This is a genomic window from Tistrella bauzanensis, from assembly GCF_014636235.1.
Classification (GTDB): domain Bacteria; phylum Pseudomonadota; class Alphaproteobacteria; order Tistrellales; family Tistrellaceae; genus Tistrella; species Tistrella bauzanensis.
The window spans coordinates 72,761-91,752 of record NZ_BMDZ01000009.1 but is presented as its reverse complement, the minus strand read 5'-3'; the positions used below and the strand labels follow the sequence as shown (position 1 = coordinate 91,752).

At 65.0% G+C, this 18,992-nt stretch carries 13 protein-coding genes; 10 read left to right on the top strand and 3 right to left on the bottom strand.

Annotated elements, in window-relative coordinates:
• The first annotated feature begins 120 nt into the window (after positions 1-120).
• The gene (gene htpG, locus IEW15_RS06230) at positions 121-2,094 is read left to right on the top strand and encodes a molecular chaperone HtpG (RefSeq protein ID WP_188575883.1); all 1,974 of its coding nucleotides are present in this window, start codon (positions 121-123) and stop codon (positions 2,092-2,094) included.
• Between the two features lie 123 nt (positions 2,095-2,217).
• On the opposite strand, the gene IEW15_RS06225 is transcribed toward htpG, so the two are convergent.
• The 3 genes from IEW15_RS06225 to IEW15_RS06215 all read right to left on the bottom strand — a co-directional run bounded on the left by IEW15_RS06225 (position 2,218) and on the right by IEW15_RS06215 (position 7,924).
• Positions 2,218-3,747, bottom strand: a complete 1,530-nt coding sequence (locus tag IEW15_RS06225) for an MFS transporter (protein ID WP_188575881.1) — start codon at positions 3,745-3,747, stop codon at positions 2,218-2,220.
• A gap of 261 nt (positions 3,748-4,008) precedes the next feature.
• Entirely contained in the window at positions 4,009-6,711 is a 2,703-nt protein-coding gene (gene acnA / locus IEW15_RS06220; protein WP_188575879.1) for an aconitate hydratase AcnA, read from the bottom strand.
• A 355-nt stretch (positions 6,712-7,066) separates the two neighbouring features.
• Positions 7,067-7,924 carry an alpha/beta fold hydrolase gene (locus IEW15_RS06215; RefSeq protein ID WP_188575877.1) on the bottom strand — a complete coding sequence of 286 codons (858 nt, stop codon included), beginning with the start codon at positions 7,922-7,924 and terminating at the stop codon, positions 7,067-7,069.
• Between the two features lie 252 nt (positions 7,925-8,176).
• Between IEW15_RS06215 and IEW15_RS06210 the strand changes: the two genes are divergently transcribed.
• The 9 genes from IEW15_RS06210 (at position 8,177) to IEW15_RS06170 (ending at position 18,951) form a co-directional block, all read left to right on the top strand.
• A complete protein-coding gene (locus IEW15_RS06210; RefSeq protein WP_188575875.1) occupies positions 8,177-8,983 on the top strand; it encodes an ABC transporter ATP-binding protein in 807 nt (268 codons plus the stop codon).
• Complete coding sequence (locus IEW15_RS06205; RefSeq protein WP_188575873.1) at positions 8,983-10,911, top strand: long-chain fatty acid--CoA ligase; 1,929 nt, start codon at positions 8,983-8,985, stop codon at positions 10,909-10,911. The genes IEW15_RS06210 and IEW15_RS06205 overlap by 1 nt, the downstream gene beginning before the upstream one ends.
• 92 nt (positions 10,912-11,003) lie before the next feature.
• Entirely contained in the window at positions 11,004-11,897 is an 894-nt protein-coding gene (locus tag IEW15_RS06200) for a branched-chain amino acid ABC transporter permease (RefSeq protein WP_188575871.1), read from the top strand.
• Positions 11,898-11,907: 10 nt separating this feature from the next.
• Positions 11,908-12,978: a branched-chain amino acid ABC transporter permease gene (locus IEW15_RS06195; protein WP_188575869.1), complete on the top strand. Its 1,071-nt coding sequence runs from the start codon at positions 11,908-11,910 to the stop codon at positions 12,976-12,978.
• A gap of 241 nt (positions 12,979-13,219) precedes the next feature.
• Complete coding sequence (locus IEW15_RS06190; protein WP_188575867.1) at positions 13,220-14,452, top strand: ABC transporter substrate-binding protein; 1,233 nt, start codon at positions 13,220-13,222, stop codon at positions 14,450-14,452.
• A gap of 136 nt (positions 14,453-14,588) precedes the next feature.
• On the top strand, positions 14,589-15,437 hold the full coding sequence (locus IEW15_RS06185; protein WP_229707857.1) for an ABC transporter ATP-binding protein: 849 nt from the start codon (positions 14,589-14,591) through the stop codon (positions 15,435-15,437).
• A gap of 81 nt (positions 15,438-15,518) precedes the next feature.
• Positions 15,519-16,793, top strand: coding sequence for a phenylacetate--CoA ligase family protein (locus tag IEW15_RS06180; protein ID WP_188575863.1), 1,275 nt, complete (start codon positions 15,519-15,521; stop codon positions 16,791-16,793).
• Between the two features lie 1,080 nt (positions 16,794-17,873).
• A complete protein-coding gene (locus IEW15_RS06175; RefSeq protein ID WP_012112309.1) occupies positions 17,874-18,620 on the top strand; it encodes a hypothetical protein in 747 nt (248 codons plus the stop codon).
• A 118-nt stretch (positions 18,621-18,738) separates the two neighbouring features.
• A complete protein-coding gene (locus IEW15_RS06170; protein ID WP_012112310.1) occupies positions 18,739-18,951 on the top strand; it encodes an AlpA family transcriptional regulator in 213 nt (70 codons plus the stop codon).
• Positions 18,952-18,992: the final 41 nt, after the last annotated feature.

Below are 18,992 nucleotides of genomic sequence, written 5' to 3'. Positions count from 1 at the left end.
CGGCCGCACCCTTGATCTGTGACGCCTCGCACATATATGCGGGCGAGCCTGTCGTTCAGACCGGCCCTGATCATTCTCTACCGCCCTGAACTCCACCTCTAAAGACGGACGCCGACCCCGATGGCCGAAGACACTCTCGAAACTGAAGAGACCCGCGTGTTTGATGCCGATGTCGGCCGGATTCTCGACATCGTCGCCCATGCGCTCTACAGCGAGCGCGAAGTCTTCCTGCGCGAACTGATCGCCAATGCCGCCGATGCCTGCGACAAGCGGCGATTCCTGGCCCAGACCGATGACAGCCTGGCCGATGGCGCCGGCGAGCCGGCGGTGACGCTGATCCCCGATGCCAAGGCCCGCACGCTCACCCTCGCCGATACCGGCGTCGGCATGAACCGGGCCGAGCTGATCGAGAATCTGGGCACCATCGCCCGCTCCGGCACCGCCGAATTCGCGAAGAAGCTGTCGGGCGACGCCAAGACCGACGGCAGCCTGATCGGCCAGTTCGGCGTCGGCTTCTATTCGGCGTTCATGGTCGCCGACAAGGTCGTGGTCGAAACCCGCCGGCTGGGCGAGACCCAGGGCTTCCGCTGGACCTCCGACGGCCGTGGCGGCTACACCATCGAGCCGATCGACCGCGACGCCATCGGTACCGATGTCATCCTGCATCTGAAGGACGACGCCTCGGAGTATCTCGACCCCTACCGGTTGCGGAGCGTCGTCAAGCGCTGGTCCGACCATCTGGCCCTGCCGGTGAAGCTCGACAGCAGCAAGGCCAAGGATGCCGACGATCAGGCGACGGACGATACCGATGCCGGCGTCGAGACCATCAATGCCGCCAAGGCATTGTGGACCCGGCCCAAATCCGAGATCGAGCCCGAGACCTACACCGCCTTCTATCGCGACATCGCCCATGCCTTCGACGAGCCCTGGGCGGTGATCCACAACCGCAATGAAGGCACCATCGAATACACCAACCTGCTGTTCATCCCCACCGACCGGCCGCTCGATCTTTACGAGCCGGAGCGCAAGCCCCGGCTGCGGCTGCATGTCCGGCGAATGTTCATCACCGATGACTGCGAGGCCCTGCTCCCCGGCTGGCTGCGCTTCCTGCGCGGCGTGGTCGACAGCGCCGACCTGCCGCTGAATGTCAGCCGCGAGATGCTCCAGAACACGCCGCTGCTCACCAAGATCCGCCAGGGTCTGGTCAAGCGCGTGCTGGGTGAACTGGAGGCCCGCGCCAAATCCGACGCCGAGGCTTACGGTACATTCTGGGACACCTTCGGCGCGGTGCTGAAGGAAGGTCTGTACGAGGATTTCGAGAATCGCGACCGTCTGCTGGGCCTTGCCCGCTTCCGCTCCACCGAGGTCGATGGCTGGACCAGCCTGGCCGATTACGTGTCGCGGATGAAGCAGAACCAGACCGTGATTTATGTGATGGTCGCCGACAGCATCGAGGCGGCGCGGGTCAGCCCGCAGATCGAGGGCTTCAAGGCCCGTGGCCTGGAAGTGCTGCTGCTGGGTGATCCGATCGACGGCTTCTGGACGATGATGACGCCCGATTGGGGCGGCAAGCCGATCCGGGCCGTGGGTCGGATCGGCGATGACGAGCTTGCGGCCTTCCCCAAGCTGGCCGAGGCCGACGCGGCAACCGATGGCGACGACACCACCAGGGACGCGACAGCCGCCGATGGCACGCTCGACGGTGCTGCCCTTGCCGATCTGATCGCGCGGGCACTGGGCGACAAGGTCCGCGGTGTGCGGCCGTCGGCGCGTCTGGTCGACAGCCCGGCCTGCCTCGCCGCCGGTGCCGATGGCCCCGATCCGGCGCTGGAACGCCTGCTTGCCCGTTCAGGCCGGGGGGGCCCCGCTCGTGCGCCGATGCTGGAGATCAACCCCGACCATGCACTGCTGAAGGCGCTCACCCGCCTCGCCACCGAGGCCGGTGGCGAAACCGAGGCGCGGGTGACGGCCCTGGCCGGGCCGGCGGAACTGCTGCTCGATCAGGCGCGTCTGGCCGAAGGCGAGGCCCCGGCCGACCCGGCCGCCTTCGCCCGCCGCCTCGCCAGCCTGATGACCCGCGCCTACGGCGCCTGATCGGCCAGGCAGCCTGACCCGCGCATCCGCGCGCGCCATGACCAGAACCCCGCGTCAGCCCGATGGGCCGGCGCGGGGTTCTGGCCGTTTCAGGGGGCGGCGGCGGTCGAGAGCGGCCGGGCGTCAGATGCCGCTGCCGCCCTGTTCGGGCCGGCGCGGTGACGAGGCCGGGGTGGTGGTGTCCTCGGGTGCCGGCTGCTGCGGCGGCGTGCCGGCCGTCACCGGCTCAACTGGCACCGGTTCATCTGGCGTTGGCTCAGTTGGCGCCGGGGCATCTGGCGCTGGAGCATCCGGCGTCGTCTCGGTGGCCATCATCCCGTCATCGCTTTCCAGGGCCGCCTCGGCGCCTGAAATGTCCGTAGCCATGGCCGCCACCGCCGGGGTCGTGCGCGGGGAGATCACCATCGGCGATTTGGCGCTGGCCGGCACCTTGGGCTGCACCCGGGCGCGATAGATGGCGAAGGCGGCCAGAACGCCACCGGCCAGCGCGCCCCAGGCGAACAGCCCGGAGGGGCCGATCAGTTCCATGATACCCGATGCCAGGATCGGGCCGATCGCCGAGCCCAGGCCGCCGCCCAGCACCAGCCCGCCGGCGGCGGCGATCATCCGCCCCGGCTCGACCAGATCGTTCACATGGGCGGTGGCCACCGGATACAGCGCATAGCCGGCGCCGCCGACGATCGCGGCACCGATGAACAACAGCCACACGGCGGCGCTCGGCGACAGGATCTCGGCGAGCAACCCGCTGCCGGCGAGCACGCCACCGCCGCGCGGCACCTCCGCCGCCGTCATTCCGGCGGCACCGGCCAGCACCACTAGGCTGCCGATGGTGACCATGATCGCGGCGCCCGCCAGCACCCGGCGGCGGTCGATACGATCCGACAACAGGCCCACCGGCCACTGCAACACCAGCCCACCCACGAAGACCGTGGCGATGAAGGCTGAAATCTCGGGCGTCGACAGCCCGATGCCATTGGCGAACACGGCACCCATGCCGCCCTGGATCGAGCCGATGATCAGGCCGCTGAAGATCACCGCCGCCAGACCCAGCGGCGACACTTTCCACAGCGATGCCAGCCCCAGACGGCGGCTGGCATGGATTTCCGGCGTCAGGCTGCGGGTCAGGGCCAGCGGCACCAGCGCCAGCGACAGCGCCATGGCCGCCAGGGCATACAGCACCGGCGAGCGGACGTCGTCGAGCGTCAGCAGGAACTGGCCGCCGGCCAGGGCCAGATTGAGCGAAATGATGTAGGCCGACAGCACCTTGCCGCGGGTCTGGTTGGTGCTGGCGGAATTCAGCCAGCTTTCGGCGGTCATGAACAGGGCCGCCATGCAATAGCCGGTCACCACCCGCAGGGCCGCCCACCCCGCCAGATCCAGGAAGAAGCTCAGCGACAGGATCGCCACCGACCCAATCGCCGCGAAGGCCGAGAACGCCCGGATATGCCCCACCCGCACGATCACGCGCTGCGCCGTCGCGGCACCGATGATCCAGCCCACGAAATGCGCGGCGCCGACCAGACCGATGGCGATGGTGCTGACACCTTCGGCCGCGAGCCTGAGACCCACCAGCGACGAGAGCATGCCGTTACCCAGCTGGGCGATGGCGATGCTGAGCAGCACCGCGGCGACGGAGGCGAGAACTGTGGTCATCGGTCCCTGAAACCCGGCCCGGCCAAGGCGGCGGGCCGTCCTGTCTGGAATAGCAAGCTGGGCAGGCCGCGCGACGCGCGGGAACTGGCGCCCGGTGAAGCCGTCAGGATCAGTAAAACATGGCTGCACCGGGCTTGCCACCTTGGCCGCCCGGCTTCCATGACATGTCTGCAAAACGACACACGCCCCGGCACCAGATGGCGCCGGGGCGTGTGCCGGATATGTGCGGTTCAGGTCGTCAGACCAACGGAGCAGCCCGGATCAGGCGGCGCCGCTGGCGATGCGGCGCAGCACGTAATGCAGGATGCCGCCATTCTTGAAGTATTCCAGCTCGTCCAGCGTGTCGATGCGGCAGACCAGCGGCGCCTCGACCACCTCGCCATTGGCGCGGGTCACCTTCAGGATCAGCGCCTGACGGGGCTTCAGGTCGTTGCCCAGGCCGATGATGTCATAGGTCTCGGTGCCATCGAGGCCGAGCTTCGAACGATCCCAGCCCTCGCCGAACACCAACGGCAGGATGCCCATGCCGACCAGGTTCGAGCGATGGATGCGCTCGAAGCTCTCGGTGATCACCGCCTTCACGCCCAGCAGCATGGTGCCCTTCGCCGCCCAGTCGCGCGACGAACCGGTGCCATATTCCTTGCCGGCGATCACCACCAGCGGCGTGCCGGCCTCGACATACTGCATGGCGGCATCATAGATGCTCATCTGCTCGCCGGTCGGCACGTGGCGGGTGTAACCGCCCTCGACACCGGGGACCATCTCGTTGCGGATGCGGACATTCGCGAAGGTGCCGCGCATCATGATCTCATGGTTGCCGCGACGGGCCCCATAAGAGTTGAAGTCGGCCGGCGCCACGCCATGCTCGGTCAGGTACTTGGCGGCGGGGCTGTTCCTGGCGATGTTGCCGGCGGGCGAGATGTGGTCGGTGGTGACGCTGTCGCCCAGAATGGCCAGCGCGCGCGCGCCGTTGATCGGGGCGATCTCGTCCGACGCCACCGGCGACATGCCCTCGAAATACGGCGGCATCTTCACATAGGTGGAGTTTTCGTCCCAGACATAGGTGGCGCCTTCCGGCGCCTCGATCGCCTGCCATTCGGCATCGCCGCTGAACACGTCGGCATATTCGCCGCGGAACATCTGCGAGGTGATCACCGAGCGCACGGTGTCGCGGATCTCGGCCGAGGTCGGCCAGATGTCGCGCATATAAACCGGCTTGCCGTCGCGGTCCTCGCCGATCGGGTCGTTGGCGACATCGACCAGCACCGAGCCCGCCAGCGCATAGACCACCACCAGCATCGGGCTGGCCAGATAGTTGGCGCGGACATCCGGGTTCACGCGGCCTTCGAAGTTGCGGTTGCCCGACAGCACCGAGGTCACGACCAGATCATTGGCATTGACCGCCGCCGAGACCGGCTCGGCCAGCGGGCCGGAATTGCCGATGCAGGTGGTGCAGCCATAGCCGACCAGATTGAAGCCGAGCGTGTCCAGCGCGTCCTGCACGCCAGCGGCGCGCAGATATTCGGTCACCACCTTCGAGCCGGGGGCGAGCGAGGTCTTCACCCAGGGCTTCACCGTCATGCCCAGCGCCGCCGCCTTCTTGGCGACCAGGCCCGCACCCAGCATCACGTCGGGGTTCGACGTGTTGGTGCAGCTGGTGATCGCCGCGATCGCGACATGGCCATGGGCCAGCTTGTAATCGGTGCCGGCGACATCGACGGAGACGTCGGCCGCGGTGTCCTTGCTCTTGGTCAGGGTCGGCAGCGCCGCCTTGAACGAGGCCGGGATGTCCGACAGCGTCACCCGGTCCTGCGGGCGCTTGGGGCCGGCGAGCGAGGGCTCGACGGTCGACATGTCGAGTTCCAGCGTGTCGGTGAACTCAGGGTCCGCCGAACCGGCCTCGCGCCACATGCCCTGGGCCTTGGCATAGGCTTCCACCAGCGCCACGGTCTCGTCGTCGCGGCCCGACAGGCGCAGATAGTTCAGGGTCTCGCCGTCGATCGGGAAGAAGCCGCAGGTCGCGCCATATTCGGGCGCCATGTTGGCGATCGTCGCACGGTCGGTCAGGACCATGTTGTCCAGGCCTTCGCCATAGAACTCGACGAACTTGCCGACCACGCCCTTCTTGCGCAGCATCTGGGTGACGGTCAGCACCAGATCGGTCGCGGTGGTGCCTTCCTTCATCCGGCCGGTCAGCTTGAAGCCGACGACTTCCGGAATGACCATGCTGACCGGCTGACCCAGCATCGCGGCCTCGGCCTCGATACCGCCCACGCCCCAGCCCAGAACCGCCAGGCCGTTGACCATGGTGGTGTGGCTGTCGGTGCCGACCAGGGTGTCGGGATAGGCCAGCATCCGGCCGTCTTCCTCGGACGACCACACGGTCTTGGCCAGATATTCCAGGTTCACCTGATGGCAGATGCCGGTTCCCGGGGGCACGACGCGGAAATTATCCAGCGCGCTCTGGCCCCAGCGCAGGAACGAATAGCGCTCGCCGTTGCGCTCCATCTCCAGCGCCACGTTCTGAAGGAACGCGCTGGCGGTGCCATAACGGTCGACCTGTACCGAATGGTCGATGACCAGATCCACCGGCGACAGCGGGTTGATCCGGTTGACGTCGCCGCCAAGCTCGGCCATCGCCGCGCGCATGGTGGCAAGATCGACCACGGCGGGCACGCCGGTGAAGTCCTGCATCAGCACCCGGGCCGGGCGATAGGCGATCTCGTGGTCGCTGCGGCGATCCTTCACCCAGGCGACCAGCGCCTTCACGTCGCCGGCGGTGACGCTGCGGCCGTCTTCATGACGGAGCAGGTTTTCGAGCAGCACCTTGAGCGAGAAGGGGAGCCGCGAGACACCCTCGAGGCCGGCGGCCTCTGCCTTGGGCAGGCTGAAATAGTCATACGCCTTCCCGTCGACCGTCAGGGTCGTCCGGGTGCTGAAGCTGTCAAGGCGGTGTGCTGTCACGACGACCTTCTCCTCACGATGGACCTTGTCGCCTTGTCTTGTCGACTGACGGGCATCGCGTTCGGGCGACGGGTGACGGGTCCGGCCGGACCGACACACCCGTGAAGCCCCCCGCTCAGGTGCCTGATCGCGGCGATTGGCCGGATGTGCGGGCGGAGCGGGCGGAGTCTGGGCGGCGGAAGGTCGGACAGTCCGCCGCGGCCGTCCGACATGTGGCCAAGGCCCCGGTTATCCGGGATCATCGGCACGCATGCAGACGTCGCGGCGTCGATGCCGCGTTCGCGCGCCGTGATATCAGGGATCGCCCGGAAAGTCCACGAAAACCGCCGGATGCGCAGGGCATCCGGCCCCTCCATCAGCCCTCCGCCAGCCGGCGCAGGAACGGCATCAGGGCGGCGTCGGTCGCGGCCGGCGCCTGGATATGCGGGCTGTGGCCGCAATCGGGGATCATCAGGCCGGTGGCGAGCCCGGCCGGGGCACCGCCGGGCAGATCGGCGCCGATGCCGGCCACGATCGCCTCCACCTGCGCGGGGCTGCCATATTCATCGCCCACGCCCTGCATGATCAGTGACGGGCAGCCGATCGCGCCCAGCCGGCCGGTCATCTCCCAGGCGCGGAACTGCGGTGTCAGCCAGGTATCCGACCAGCCATGGAAGGCCCCTTCGGTATTGTCGCCGTGATAACGCGCCAGCCGGGCGCGCATCCCCTTCGGGTCGGTCAGCGTCGTTTCATAAAGTGCAACGGCATCCCGGATGCCGGCGATGGTGATATCCTCCACGAAGACATGTGCCGCCATGGTGGCAATGCCGGCGATGCGCCTGCCCAGCGCCGCCGCCGCCAGCAATGCGATGGTCCCGCCATCGGAATGGCCGACCAGCAGCGCCTCGCCCACCCCCGCATGATCCAGAACCTGCGGCAGCACGACCTCGCTTTCGCGGTTCAGATAGTCGATCGGGCGCGGCCAGCGGTCGAGCGGGCTGGACCCGCCATAGCCCTGGCGGTCATAGGCCAGCACGTCCAGGCCGGTGGCGCGGGCGATGCGCTGCGGAAAATCGCGCCACAGCTCGAAACAGCCCAGCCCCTCATGCAGCAGCACGACGGTGGGCCGGCGCATGGCCGTGGCACCGATCCCTGCAACAGCCGGCTCCGCAACCGCGTGATGAACGCGCAACCGCATGCCGGCAACGTCCACGTGCCGCATCTCGAAGATCATCGGGGGTCATCCTCCAGTATGGTAACAGCGTTATTAGAATATCGCTGGGTTTGCCTTCGCAACTATGGCAAACAGATAGTGATCATGCCACTTGGGATTTGACCCCCCAGGTTCACGATGATGTAATGCCGTTACAAAACGGTATTCAAAACAAGAACAAAGGCGCATCCACCGGAACCGCCATCACCGGCATTCCGGGTGAGAAAACGGGAGCCGTTGCCCGATGCGCCCATACAGGGAGACCGAAGGCCCATGGGCGACCAGACCCCGCTCCTGGAGGTCAAGGATGTGTCGTTGCGCTTCGGCGGCGTGCGCGCCCTGACCGAAGTCAGCTTCCACGTGCGCGCCGGAGAGCTGTTCTCGATCATCGGCCCCAACGGCGCCGGCAAGACCTCCATGCTCAACTGCATTTCGGGGCGTTACACGCCGACCGAGGGTCGGATCCTGTTCGACGGCCGCGACGTGACCGGGATGACGCCCAATCACCGCGCCAGCCTCGGCATGGGCCGTACCTTCCAGAACCTGGCGTTGTTCGCCCATATGTCGGTGCTCGACAACATCATGGTCGGGCGCCATCACCTGCTGAAGAACAACATCCTCTCCGGTTCCTTGTACTGGCTGACGGGCGCGCAGACCGAAGAACTCGCCCATCGCCGCGCGGTCGAGGACATCATCGACTTCCTCGAAATCGCCCATGTCCGCCGGGCCACCGCCGGCCAGCTTTCCTATGGCCTGCGCAAGCGGGTGGAACTGGCGCGCGCCGTGGCGCTGCGCCCGAAGCTGCTGCTGCTCGACGAGCCGATGGCCGGCATGAACCTCGAAGAGAAGGAGGACATGGCCCGGTTCATCATCGATCTGTCGGAAGAATGGGGCATGACCATCGTCATGATCGAACACGACATGGGCGTGGTGGCCGACATCTCGCACCGGATCATGGTGCTGGATTTCGGCCGCAAGCTCGCCGAGGGCTCCGCCGACGAGGTGCTGAACAACGAGCACGTCAAGAAGGCCTATCTGGGCGAGGATGATGACGACGACGGCGAAGAGGCGGTGGCGTGATGACGCAGCAGTTCCCCGATTTCTCGGTTCACGACACGCTCCCCAAGCTGCTGGCGCATAACGCCGCGACCTGGCCCGGCGAGGTGGCGCTGCGCGAGAAGGAATTCGGCATCTGGAACGAATACACCTGGTCCGACTATAATGACCGGGTGCGCGAGCTGACGCTGGGGCTGATCGAGCTTGGCGTCACCCGTGGCGAGGTGGTGGCGATCCTGTCCAAGAACCGCCCCGAAGCGCTGTATGGCGAGATCGCGATCCAGGCCGCCGGCGCCATGAGCCTCGCCATGTATCAGGACGCCATGGGCAACGAGGTCGCCTATCTGCTGACCTATGCCGGCGCCCAGGTGGTTCTGTGCGAGGACGAGGAACAGGTCGACAAGCTGCTTGAGCTGGAAGACCAGATCCCGACCGTGCGCACCATCGTCTATGCCGATGCGCGTGGCATGCGGAAGTATGACGATCCGCGGCTGAGGGATCTGGCCGAGGTCTATGCGCTGGGCCGGGCGCTGCATGGCCGCGAACCCGACCGCTATGCCCGCGAACTGGCCGCCGGCCGGGGCAGCGACGTGGCGATCCTGTGCACCACGTCGGGCACCACCTCGAACCCCAAGATGGCGATGCTGGCCGGACGGTCGTTCCTGGAACATTGCGCCCGTTACCTGATGGTCGACCCCAAGGGGCCTGCCGATGATTACGTCTCGGTGCTGCCGATGCCGTGGATCATGGAACAGATCTATGCCGTGGCACAGCCGCTGATCTGCCGCATCCGGGTCAATTTCGTCGAGGAACCCGAGACGATGATGGCCGATCTGCGCGAGATCGGGCCAAGCTTCGTGCTGCTGGCGCCCCGGGTGTGGGAGCAGATCGCGGCCGACGTCCGCGCGCGGATGATGGAAAGCACCCGGCTGAAGAACGCGCTCTATGATTTCGGCATGAAGCGGGCGCTGAAGGCGGTCGATCAGGGCCGGACATCGAAGCTCGCCAGCTTCATCGTGCTGCGCGCGCTGCGCGACCGGCTGGGGTTCTCGAACCTCAAATCCGCCGCGACCGGCGGTGCCGCCCTCGGCCCCGACACCTTCCGCTTCTTCCAGGCGCTGGGCGTGCCGCTGCGCCAGATCTATGGCCAGACCGAAACCGCCGGTGCCTTCACGGTTCATCTGGCCGGCGATGTCGACATGAACACCGTCGGCAAGCCGTTCCCCGGGGTCGAGGTCAAGATCGTCGACCCGGACGAGAATGGCGTCGGCGAGATCGTGGCCCGCCATGGCGGGTTGATGGCAGGCTATTACAAGAACGAGAAGGCCACCCGCGAGGATCTGCGCGATGGCTGGATGCATTCCGGCGATGCTGGCTTCTTCAACCCGCAGGGCCATCTGGTGGTCATCGACCGGATCAAGGACATCGCCGAAACCAGCGGCCGGATCCGGTTCTCGCCTCAGTTCATCGAGAACAAGCTGAAATTCTCCAGCTTCATCGGTGAATGCGTGGTGCTGGGCCATCAGAAGCCTTTCGTCACCGCCATCATCTGCATCCGCTATTCGGTGGTGTCGAAATGGGCCGAACAACGCGGCATCGCCTTCACCACCTATACCGACCTGTCGGCCCGCCAGGATGTCTATGACCTGTTGTCGGCCGAGGTGGAACGGGTGAACGCGACGCTGCCCGAGGCGCACCGCATCAAGCGCTTCCTGTTGCTCTACAAGGAACTCGACGCCGATGACGGCGAGTTGACCCGCACCCGCAAGGTGCGCCGCAACGTCATCAACGACCGGTACGGCCGCATCATCGACGCGATCTATGCCGGCCAGGACAAGATCGACATCGACACCACCATCACCTTTCAGGACGGCAAGCAGGCGCGGATTCAAACGGTCCTGCGCATCGTCGACATGGGGGATCCGGTGGAACCGCTGCGCAAGGCGAGCTGACCGGCAGACCAGCCGGACCGCCCCTTTGCCGCAGCCGCCACATCCGACCCCGGCGCACCCCCAAGGCGTCCTTGCGAGGAGACCCACCCCTCATGACCTCGTCACTCTTCGTCCAGCTTCTGGTCAACGGGCTGATCGTCGGCACGCTCTATGGCGTGGTGGCGATGAGTTTCGTGCTGATCTACAAGGCCTCGCAGATCGTGAACTTCGCGCAGGGTGAATTCCTGCTGATCGGCGCCTGGGTGTGCTGGTGGATCATGACCGATCTGGAGCTGCCGTTCTTCTGGTCGTTCATCTTTACCCTCGCCTTCATGATGGTGTTCGGCATTCTGCTTCAGGTCATCGTGCTCCGACCACTGATCGGCGAGCCGATCATCTCGGTGATCATGGTGACCATCGGCCTGTCGATCTTCTTCCAGGCGATGATGAAGTGGATGTTCGGCGTGTTCGTGCAGCCCTTCCCCAGGATCTTCGAAACCGAATCCATCAACATCGCCGGCCTGCAGGTGCAGACCGCCTATGTGATGAGCCTGATCATCTCAGTGATCGCGATGGGCCTGTTCGCCTATTTCTTCAAGTTCTCGAAGATCGGCCTCGCCATGCGGGCCACCGCCTTCAACCAGCAGGTCGCCCAGTCTCTGGGCGTGTCGGTCAAGCAGATGTTCGCCATCTCATGGGCGATTTCGGCGATGGTCTCGGCACTGGCCGGCGTGGTGGTGGGCATCGTCAACGGCGTGTCGTCGGGTCTGTCGCTGTTCGGCTTCAAGGTGTTTCCCGCGGTCATCCTGGGCGGGCTGGACTCGGTCATCGGCGCGGTCGTCGGCGGGCTGATCATCGGTGTGCTGGAGAATCTGGCGGAATATGTCGACGGCCAGTATCTGCACTTCGGCAACCTCTATGTGGTCGCCCCGTTCTACGTCCTGATCATCATCCTGATGATCAAGCCCTATGGCCTGTTCGGCACCAAGAACATCGAGCGCGTGTGAGGACGAAGCGATGAGCAGCATGTCCCTTCGTCCCTGCGGCGACTATCGGACCACCTATAAGAAAGACACCACGATCTTCCCGACCAGATGGTCGCGGAACTTCGCCATCCTGGGTATCGTGCTGGCGGCGCTGTTTCCGCTGGTCGCCAGCATCTATCACATGAACCTCGCGATCACGATCGCGATCTATGGCATCGCCGCCCTGGGGCTCAACATCCTGGTCGGCTTCACCGGCCAGATCTCGCTGGGCCATGCCGCCTTCTTCGGCTTCGGTGCCTTCTCGTCGGCCTTCCTGAACAACACCTATGGCGTGCCGGTGGTTCTGGCCATCCCGCTCGCCGGGTTGATGACCACCGCGATCGGCATGATCGTCGGCATCCCGGCGGCCCGCATCAAGGGGCTGTACCTCGCCATCGCGACGCTGGCCTCGCAGTTCATCCTGCAGGACTTCTTCGCCCGGGCCGATTTCTTCACCGGCGGCTCGGCCGGCGCGCTTGCCCAATCGTTCTCGCTGTTCGGCTGGGAGGCCTATGGCGAGCACAACTTCTATTACGTGGCGCTGGCCTTCATGGTGCTCAGCTATCTGCTGGCCACCAACATGCTCCGCACCCGCGATGGCCGCGCCTTCGTGGCGGTGCGCGATCATTACCTCTCGGCCGAGGTGATGGGCGTCAACCTCACCAAGTACCGGCTGATGTCGTTCGGTATCAGCTCGTTCTATGCCGGCATCGCCGGCGCGCTGTACGGGCATTACCTGGGCTTCGTCTCGGTCGAAAGCTTCACCATCCTGCTGTCGATCCAGTTCCTGGGCATGATCATCATCGGTGGTCTGGGATCGGTGATGGGCACACTGATGGGCACCGCCTTCATGGTGCTGCTGCCCGAGGTGCTGGAAGGCGTGGTCGCCTGGCTGGGCTCGGCCGGCATCGTCGGTCAGTCGTTCATGACCAATGTCGTGTTCATGAAAGAGGCCTCGATCGGTCTGGTCATCGTGCTGTTCCTGATCTTCGAACCCGACGGGCTCGCCCATCGCTGGCGGCAGATCAAGGCCTACTGGAAGCTCTATCCGTTCTCGTATTGAGGTGTGAGGGGCCGGCCGGGCTCACGGGTCCAAATCCCGTCGCCCCGCCGAATTCCCCGCACACCGGCAGTCAGCGGCGCTATCATTCGCGTGATCCGCGCAAATCATGTGCCGTACCAGCCGCGGAGCCGTCATCCGGCCCCGCACCATGCGGGCCACAACGGACCACCAAGGTCCAGCGCCCGATGGGCCCGGAGACAACGACAACGAAATGACGCGCCGCGTCATCAGGGAGAGAAGAATGCACAGGAAGTCCCTTACCGGCCTGCTCACCGCCGCCCTCGTCGCCGGAACCGCAACTGCGGCTCTGGCAGCCGACGAGATCAAGATCGGCAATCTGGTCGATTACACCGGCTCCACCTCCACCGTCAGCAAGCCGTTCTCGGAAGGCAAGATCGATGCCTTCGAGTGGATCAATGCTCATGGCGGGATCAACGGCAAGAAGATCGTTCTCGATACGGTCGACTATTCCTATCAGGCACCCCGCGCCATCGCCGCCTACAAGCGCTGGGTGTCGGACTTCGGCGCGGTCGCGATCGCGGGCTGGGGCACGGCCGATACCGAGGCCTTGGTCGGCTTCCTGGCCAAAGACGAGATGCCCTTTTACTCAGGCTCATATTCGGCGCATCTGACCGATGCCACCGGCAAGGTCGCGACCACCAAGACCCCGGCGCCCTATAACTTCTTCTACAACGCGTCCTATTCCGATGCGCTGCGCGGCATGTTGCAGTGGGCGGCAGAGGACTGGAAGAAGCAGGGCAAGGAAGGCAAGCCCATCTATGTCCATATGGGCGACAACCATCCCTACCCGAACGCCGCGCGCAAGGCCGGTGAGGAGTATGCCAGGGAGTTGGGCTTCGAGGTGAAGCCGGCGATCCAGTACACGCTGGCGCCCGCCGACTTCAAGGCGCAGTGCCTGACGCTGAAGGAAACCGACGCCAATTACGCCTATCTCGGCAACACCGCCGGCTCGAACATCTCGCTGCTGAAAAGCTGCGAGACCGTGGGCGTCACCGCGCAGTTCATGGCCAATATCTGGGGCTTCGATGAAAGCGCCGCGGAAGCCGCCGGCAGCGCCGCCAACGGCGTGGTCTGGATGGTCGGCTCGGCGACCTGGAACGATGATGTGCCCGGCATGAAGCTGGTGCACGAGATCGCGGGTGGTGGTGACTATCGGCCGGTTCACTACGTCCGTGGCGTCTGCACCGCCTATTACATGAAGGAAGCCATGGAGTGGGCGGACAAGAACGGTGGCATCACCGGCCCGAACATCAAGAAGGCGATGTACCAGAAGACCGACTGGGTGCCCGAGGGCCTTGAAGGCGTGTGCTTCCCGTCGACCTGGACCGAGGAAGACCATCGCGGGACCATCGACATGTACGTCTATCAGGGCGAGATGAAGGACGGCAAGTTCAGCATGAACCGGCTGGCCGAGACCCGCATCGACCGCCGGCCTGAATGGCTGGGCTGGTAATACCCGGCAGTTGTGCCGGCCGCCCCTGGACCGGGCGGCCGGCACCCGTCACAGGCCCCTGCCAGCCACCGCTGAGCCACACGCTTCGCCCGCCTGCCCTTCGCCCTCCGTCCGCACGAGACCCGCAACGATGTCGATGACCCAGACAGCACCCGCCGCCACCGCGGCCGCTGGCCCCCGGCCTGCCGCCACGGAAGAGCCGATCCTGACCGTCAACAACATCGAGGTCGTCTACAACGACGTGATCCTGGTGCTGCACGGTGTCAGCCTGACTGTGCCACAGGGGCAGATCGTCACTCTGCTCGGCGCCAACGGTGCCGGCAAGTCGACCACGCTGAAGGCCATCTCCGGTCTGCTGAAAAGCGAGGATGGCGAGATCACCCGCGGCGACGTGACCTTCATGGGCGAGCGGATCAACGGGCTTGAGCCGCACGAGATCGTCAAGCGCGGGCTGTTCCAGGTGATGGAGGGCCGGCGCGTGGTCGAGGACATGACGGTCGGCGAGAACCTGCGCCTCGGCGCCTATACCCGGCGCGACAGCGGGGTGAAGGCCGATATCGAGATGGTCTATCACTATTTCCCGCGCCTGAAGGAACGCACCGGTCTGGCCGGCTATCTGTCGGGCGGCGAACAGCAGATGCTGGCGATCGGCCGCGCGATGATGGCGCGCCCGAAGCTGATCCTGATGGACGAGCCGTCGATGGGCCTGTCGCCGCTGCTGGTGAAGGAAGTCTTCTCGATTATCAAGAAGATCAATGAAGACCAGGGGATCACAATCCTGCTGGTGGAACAGAATGCCCGTCAGGCTCTGAAGCACGCGTCCTATGGCTATATCATGGAGAACGGCAAGATCGTTCTGGATGGCCGCCGCGACGAGTTGATGGATAACGAGGACGTCAAGGAATTCTATCTCGGCAGCGGGGGCGGAGAGCGCAAGTCGTTCAAGTCGATCAAGTCGTTCAAGCGCCGCAAGCGCTGGCTGTGATCATCGGCTGACCGGCTGCCCCGCCTTCAGCCCTGCCTGCCATCGAGACCCGCCTTCGGCGCCCGCATCCGGTACAGGACGATGACCGACAGCATCCATTTTGACGACCGCGAGACCATGGATCCCGAGCTTCGGGAGACGGGTCTGTTCGAGAGGCTGCCGGCGCAGATCGCTCTGGCCAAGGCCAAGGCGCCGGCGCTGGCACGGCTGCTGGCCGATGTGAACCCGCTGGCGGTGACCAGCCGCGCGGCCCTGGCGGACCTGCCGGTGCTGCGTAAATCCGACCTCACCCGCCGGCAGGCAGACGAGCCACCCTTCGGCGGGCTCACGGCCGAGGCACCCGGCGACATGGCGCATCTGTTCATGTCACCGGGCCCGATCTATGACCCGCAGAGCGCCGACACCGATCCGCACCGCTTTGCCCGCGCCTGCTGGGCGGCCGGGTTCCGGGGGGGCGACATCGTCCACAACACACTGGCCTATCACTTCACGCCCGGCGGTTGGATGTTCGACAGCGGCGCGCGGGCACTGGGCTGCGCCGTCATCCCGGCTGGCGGCGGCAATACCGAACAGCAGATACAGGCCATCGCCCATCTGCGCCCGACGGCATTCACCGGCATGCCGTCCTTCCTGAAGCTGCTGCTGGAGCGGCTGGAAGAGGCTGGCCAGACCGCGCACAGCATCACCAAGGCACTGGTCACCGGCGAGGCGCTGACCCAGACCCTGCGCGCCGAACTGGGCCAGCGCGGCATCAGTGTCGCCCAGGTCTATGCCACCGCCGATCTGGGCCAGATCGCCTATCAGGGCCCCACCTCCGACGGGATGGTGATCGACGAGGATCTGATCGTCGAGATCGTCCGTCCCGGCACCGGCGACCCGGTGCCCGAGGGTGAGATCGGCGAGGTGATCGTCACCAGCTTCAACGGCGCCTATCCGCTGATGCGCTTTGCCACTGGCGATCTGTCGGCGCTGATGCCCGGCACCAGCCCTTGCGGGCGCACTGGTCAGCGCCTGCGCGGCTGGCTGGGCCGTGCCGACCAGACCACCAAGATCCGCGGCATGTTCGTTCATCCGGGTCAGGTGGCCCAGGCGATCAAGACCGTGGGCGGCATCGCCCGCGCCCGGCTGGTGGTCACCAATCCCGATGGCCGCGATCTGGCGGTTCTGCGCTGCGAGGCGGGCGCCGACTGTGGCAATGGCGCTGCCCAGACCCCGACCGACCAACAGGGGCTGAGCGGCCGCCTGGCCGATGCCTTCCGCACCGCCGCCAATCTGCGCGCCGACATCGAACTGGTCGCCCCGGGCTCGCTGCCCGACGACGGCAAGGTCATCGAGGACGCCCGCACCTACAACTGAACCGTGGTGCTGTCGGCGCACGACCAACGAGATCCTCCCCGCCAAGGCAGCTCGCGGGGCATGACACCGCCGATACGCGGCGCCATGCCCCGCTTTTTTTTTTCGAAAGCGCTATGGCGCACGCCCTATAGCGCTGCAAAACCGCCCGCACATCCGCACAAAGGATCCGTCCCAAACGCAAAACGGGCTGATCGTCACCGATCAGCCCGTTCGCATCTGCGTTACCGCAATGTCTGGAGCGGGAAACGAGACAGGCACTAGGGCGCTAAATCCTTGTTTCCCAATCACATTCTTCGCCGCCGTGAGCAGCGAAGGCCTGAATTATAGCCTTGTTCTTCGCCCTCGGCAACAAAACTCATCCAACAACTTCCATCAGCGTCCAAGGACTGCCATTTCATCCCCTGACAACCGACGCAGAATACACGGCTACCAGAGGCCCGCCCCTGCAACGCCGCTCGACACTCAGGTCTCCTTGCGTCAGGAATGGCATCAGCATCGAACGTTGAGACCGCGCTTGGTTTGATGCCGTGCGCACCACAGCCCAAGGCTGTTCGTGATGAAGGCCAAGCGGCGAGCAAGGAAAGATGGGGCGCATGTTCACATCACCTGGTCAGCTGGCGACCGTGTGGGAGCGGCGCGCAACAGCCTCAAACTGGCCACAGCCCAGGATCGCTGGATGCTATGTCGATATATCAGGATGCCAGAACAAGCATCACACGCGCGGTTTTCTCTGCGTCCCTCTGGACGTTGAGCAACGACTGCGCCCCAGCGCGACTTGTGAAACCGTAGGGATATCAGACCATAGCGAATCGGTCTTGATACGCCTGACGCACCCCATGACGCTGGCACCGTGAGCGCCATTGTCGAGCGTGCTTCTTCCTTGTTACTCGACGGGCCGGCAACTGGTCGATTCTTGCACATTGAGCAAGAGAGGGCCACCTGTGGCGGATGCCATGATCTCGTCCGCCCACGTTCCGGGGCATTCGTCCCTGGCATCCGCCACAGGCATAACGACACAACAGCCCTTGGCAGGGCGAGAAAGGAGCCGGTGATGTAGCGCTTCCGAAAGGAGACGAAAACATGCACAAGGAGCCACCATTATCAAAGGTGTTCTATCGTCCCATCGAAGCTGCCATACGGTGGGCTGGGTTGTTGCGGTACAAGGCGTCGATCCTCGCCTCGATCGCATCACCGCGGTGCCTGCCGCAGACATTGGACTGCCCGCGATGGAACGAGTGTCGGCTGTACTCGGAACGCATCTACGACGGCATCCTCAACTCGGAACTGCCCTTTGGCAAGAACGGGATCACGCTCAATGACCCAGAGTTGGTGAGTTCACCCGATCTGACCATCCGCCACGTCGATCTGAAACGCTGGATGCGCACTCACTATCCTGAGCATCGACCCGGATTCCTGTTCAGCCGCAGCGAGCGCATGGCGCATCCCTCCATCACCCTGGAAACAGGACAGGCAATCCTGCTGGAACGGCAGGCTCTGCAGGCCGCGCTGGACCATAGCCGGCGTGAGATGCGCAAACTTCAAGCGCAACACGAAGCCTTGCTCAAGCAGTCCGCGGTGCTGTTGGCATCCAAGCAGTGCGCGATCAGTGATCGAGCGGAGACCACGTACCTGAACATCATCGGTGGCATGCTGACGCTGATGCTGGGTCAATCCCCATCGGGTGTGCCGTACTCCAGCTTCAAGACGCAGGAGGCAATCGTCACCGCATTGCTCGCCCACTATGGCGGCACCATGGGCATCACGGAGCGAACCTTGAACGGCAAGTTCGCCAACGCCAGGAAGAATGTGCGTAGCGCAGCCGCGTGAATTCTTCCATCTTGTATGTGCAGTCTCGGAGATTGCATTTGCAATGTCTTTTTGCAGCCATGTCTATTGAATAGAGGTCACGCCAACAAACGCCACTGAGCGTTCAGGAGTGACCGCCATGTCGCAAGTACCTGTACTGCCACCGCACGAGCGCCGCATCCTGCGGCTCGATGAAGTTGAAGCGAAGTCCGGCTTCAAACGCGCCCACATCTACAACCTGATGAAGAAGCGCCAGTTTCCACAGGCGTTGCGCCTTGGCGTGCGCGCGGTGGGCTGGGATTCGGTCGAGATCGATCAGTGGATCGCCGAACGCCTTAACAACCGCACCTGACTCGCTCCCCCTCGGACTTCCCATCGCCAAACGGAGAGCGC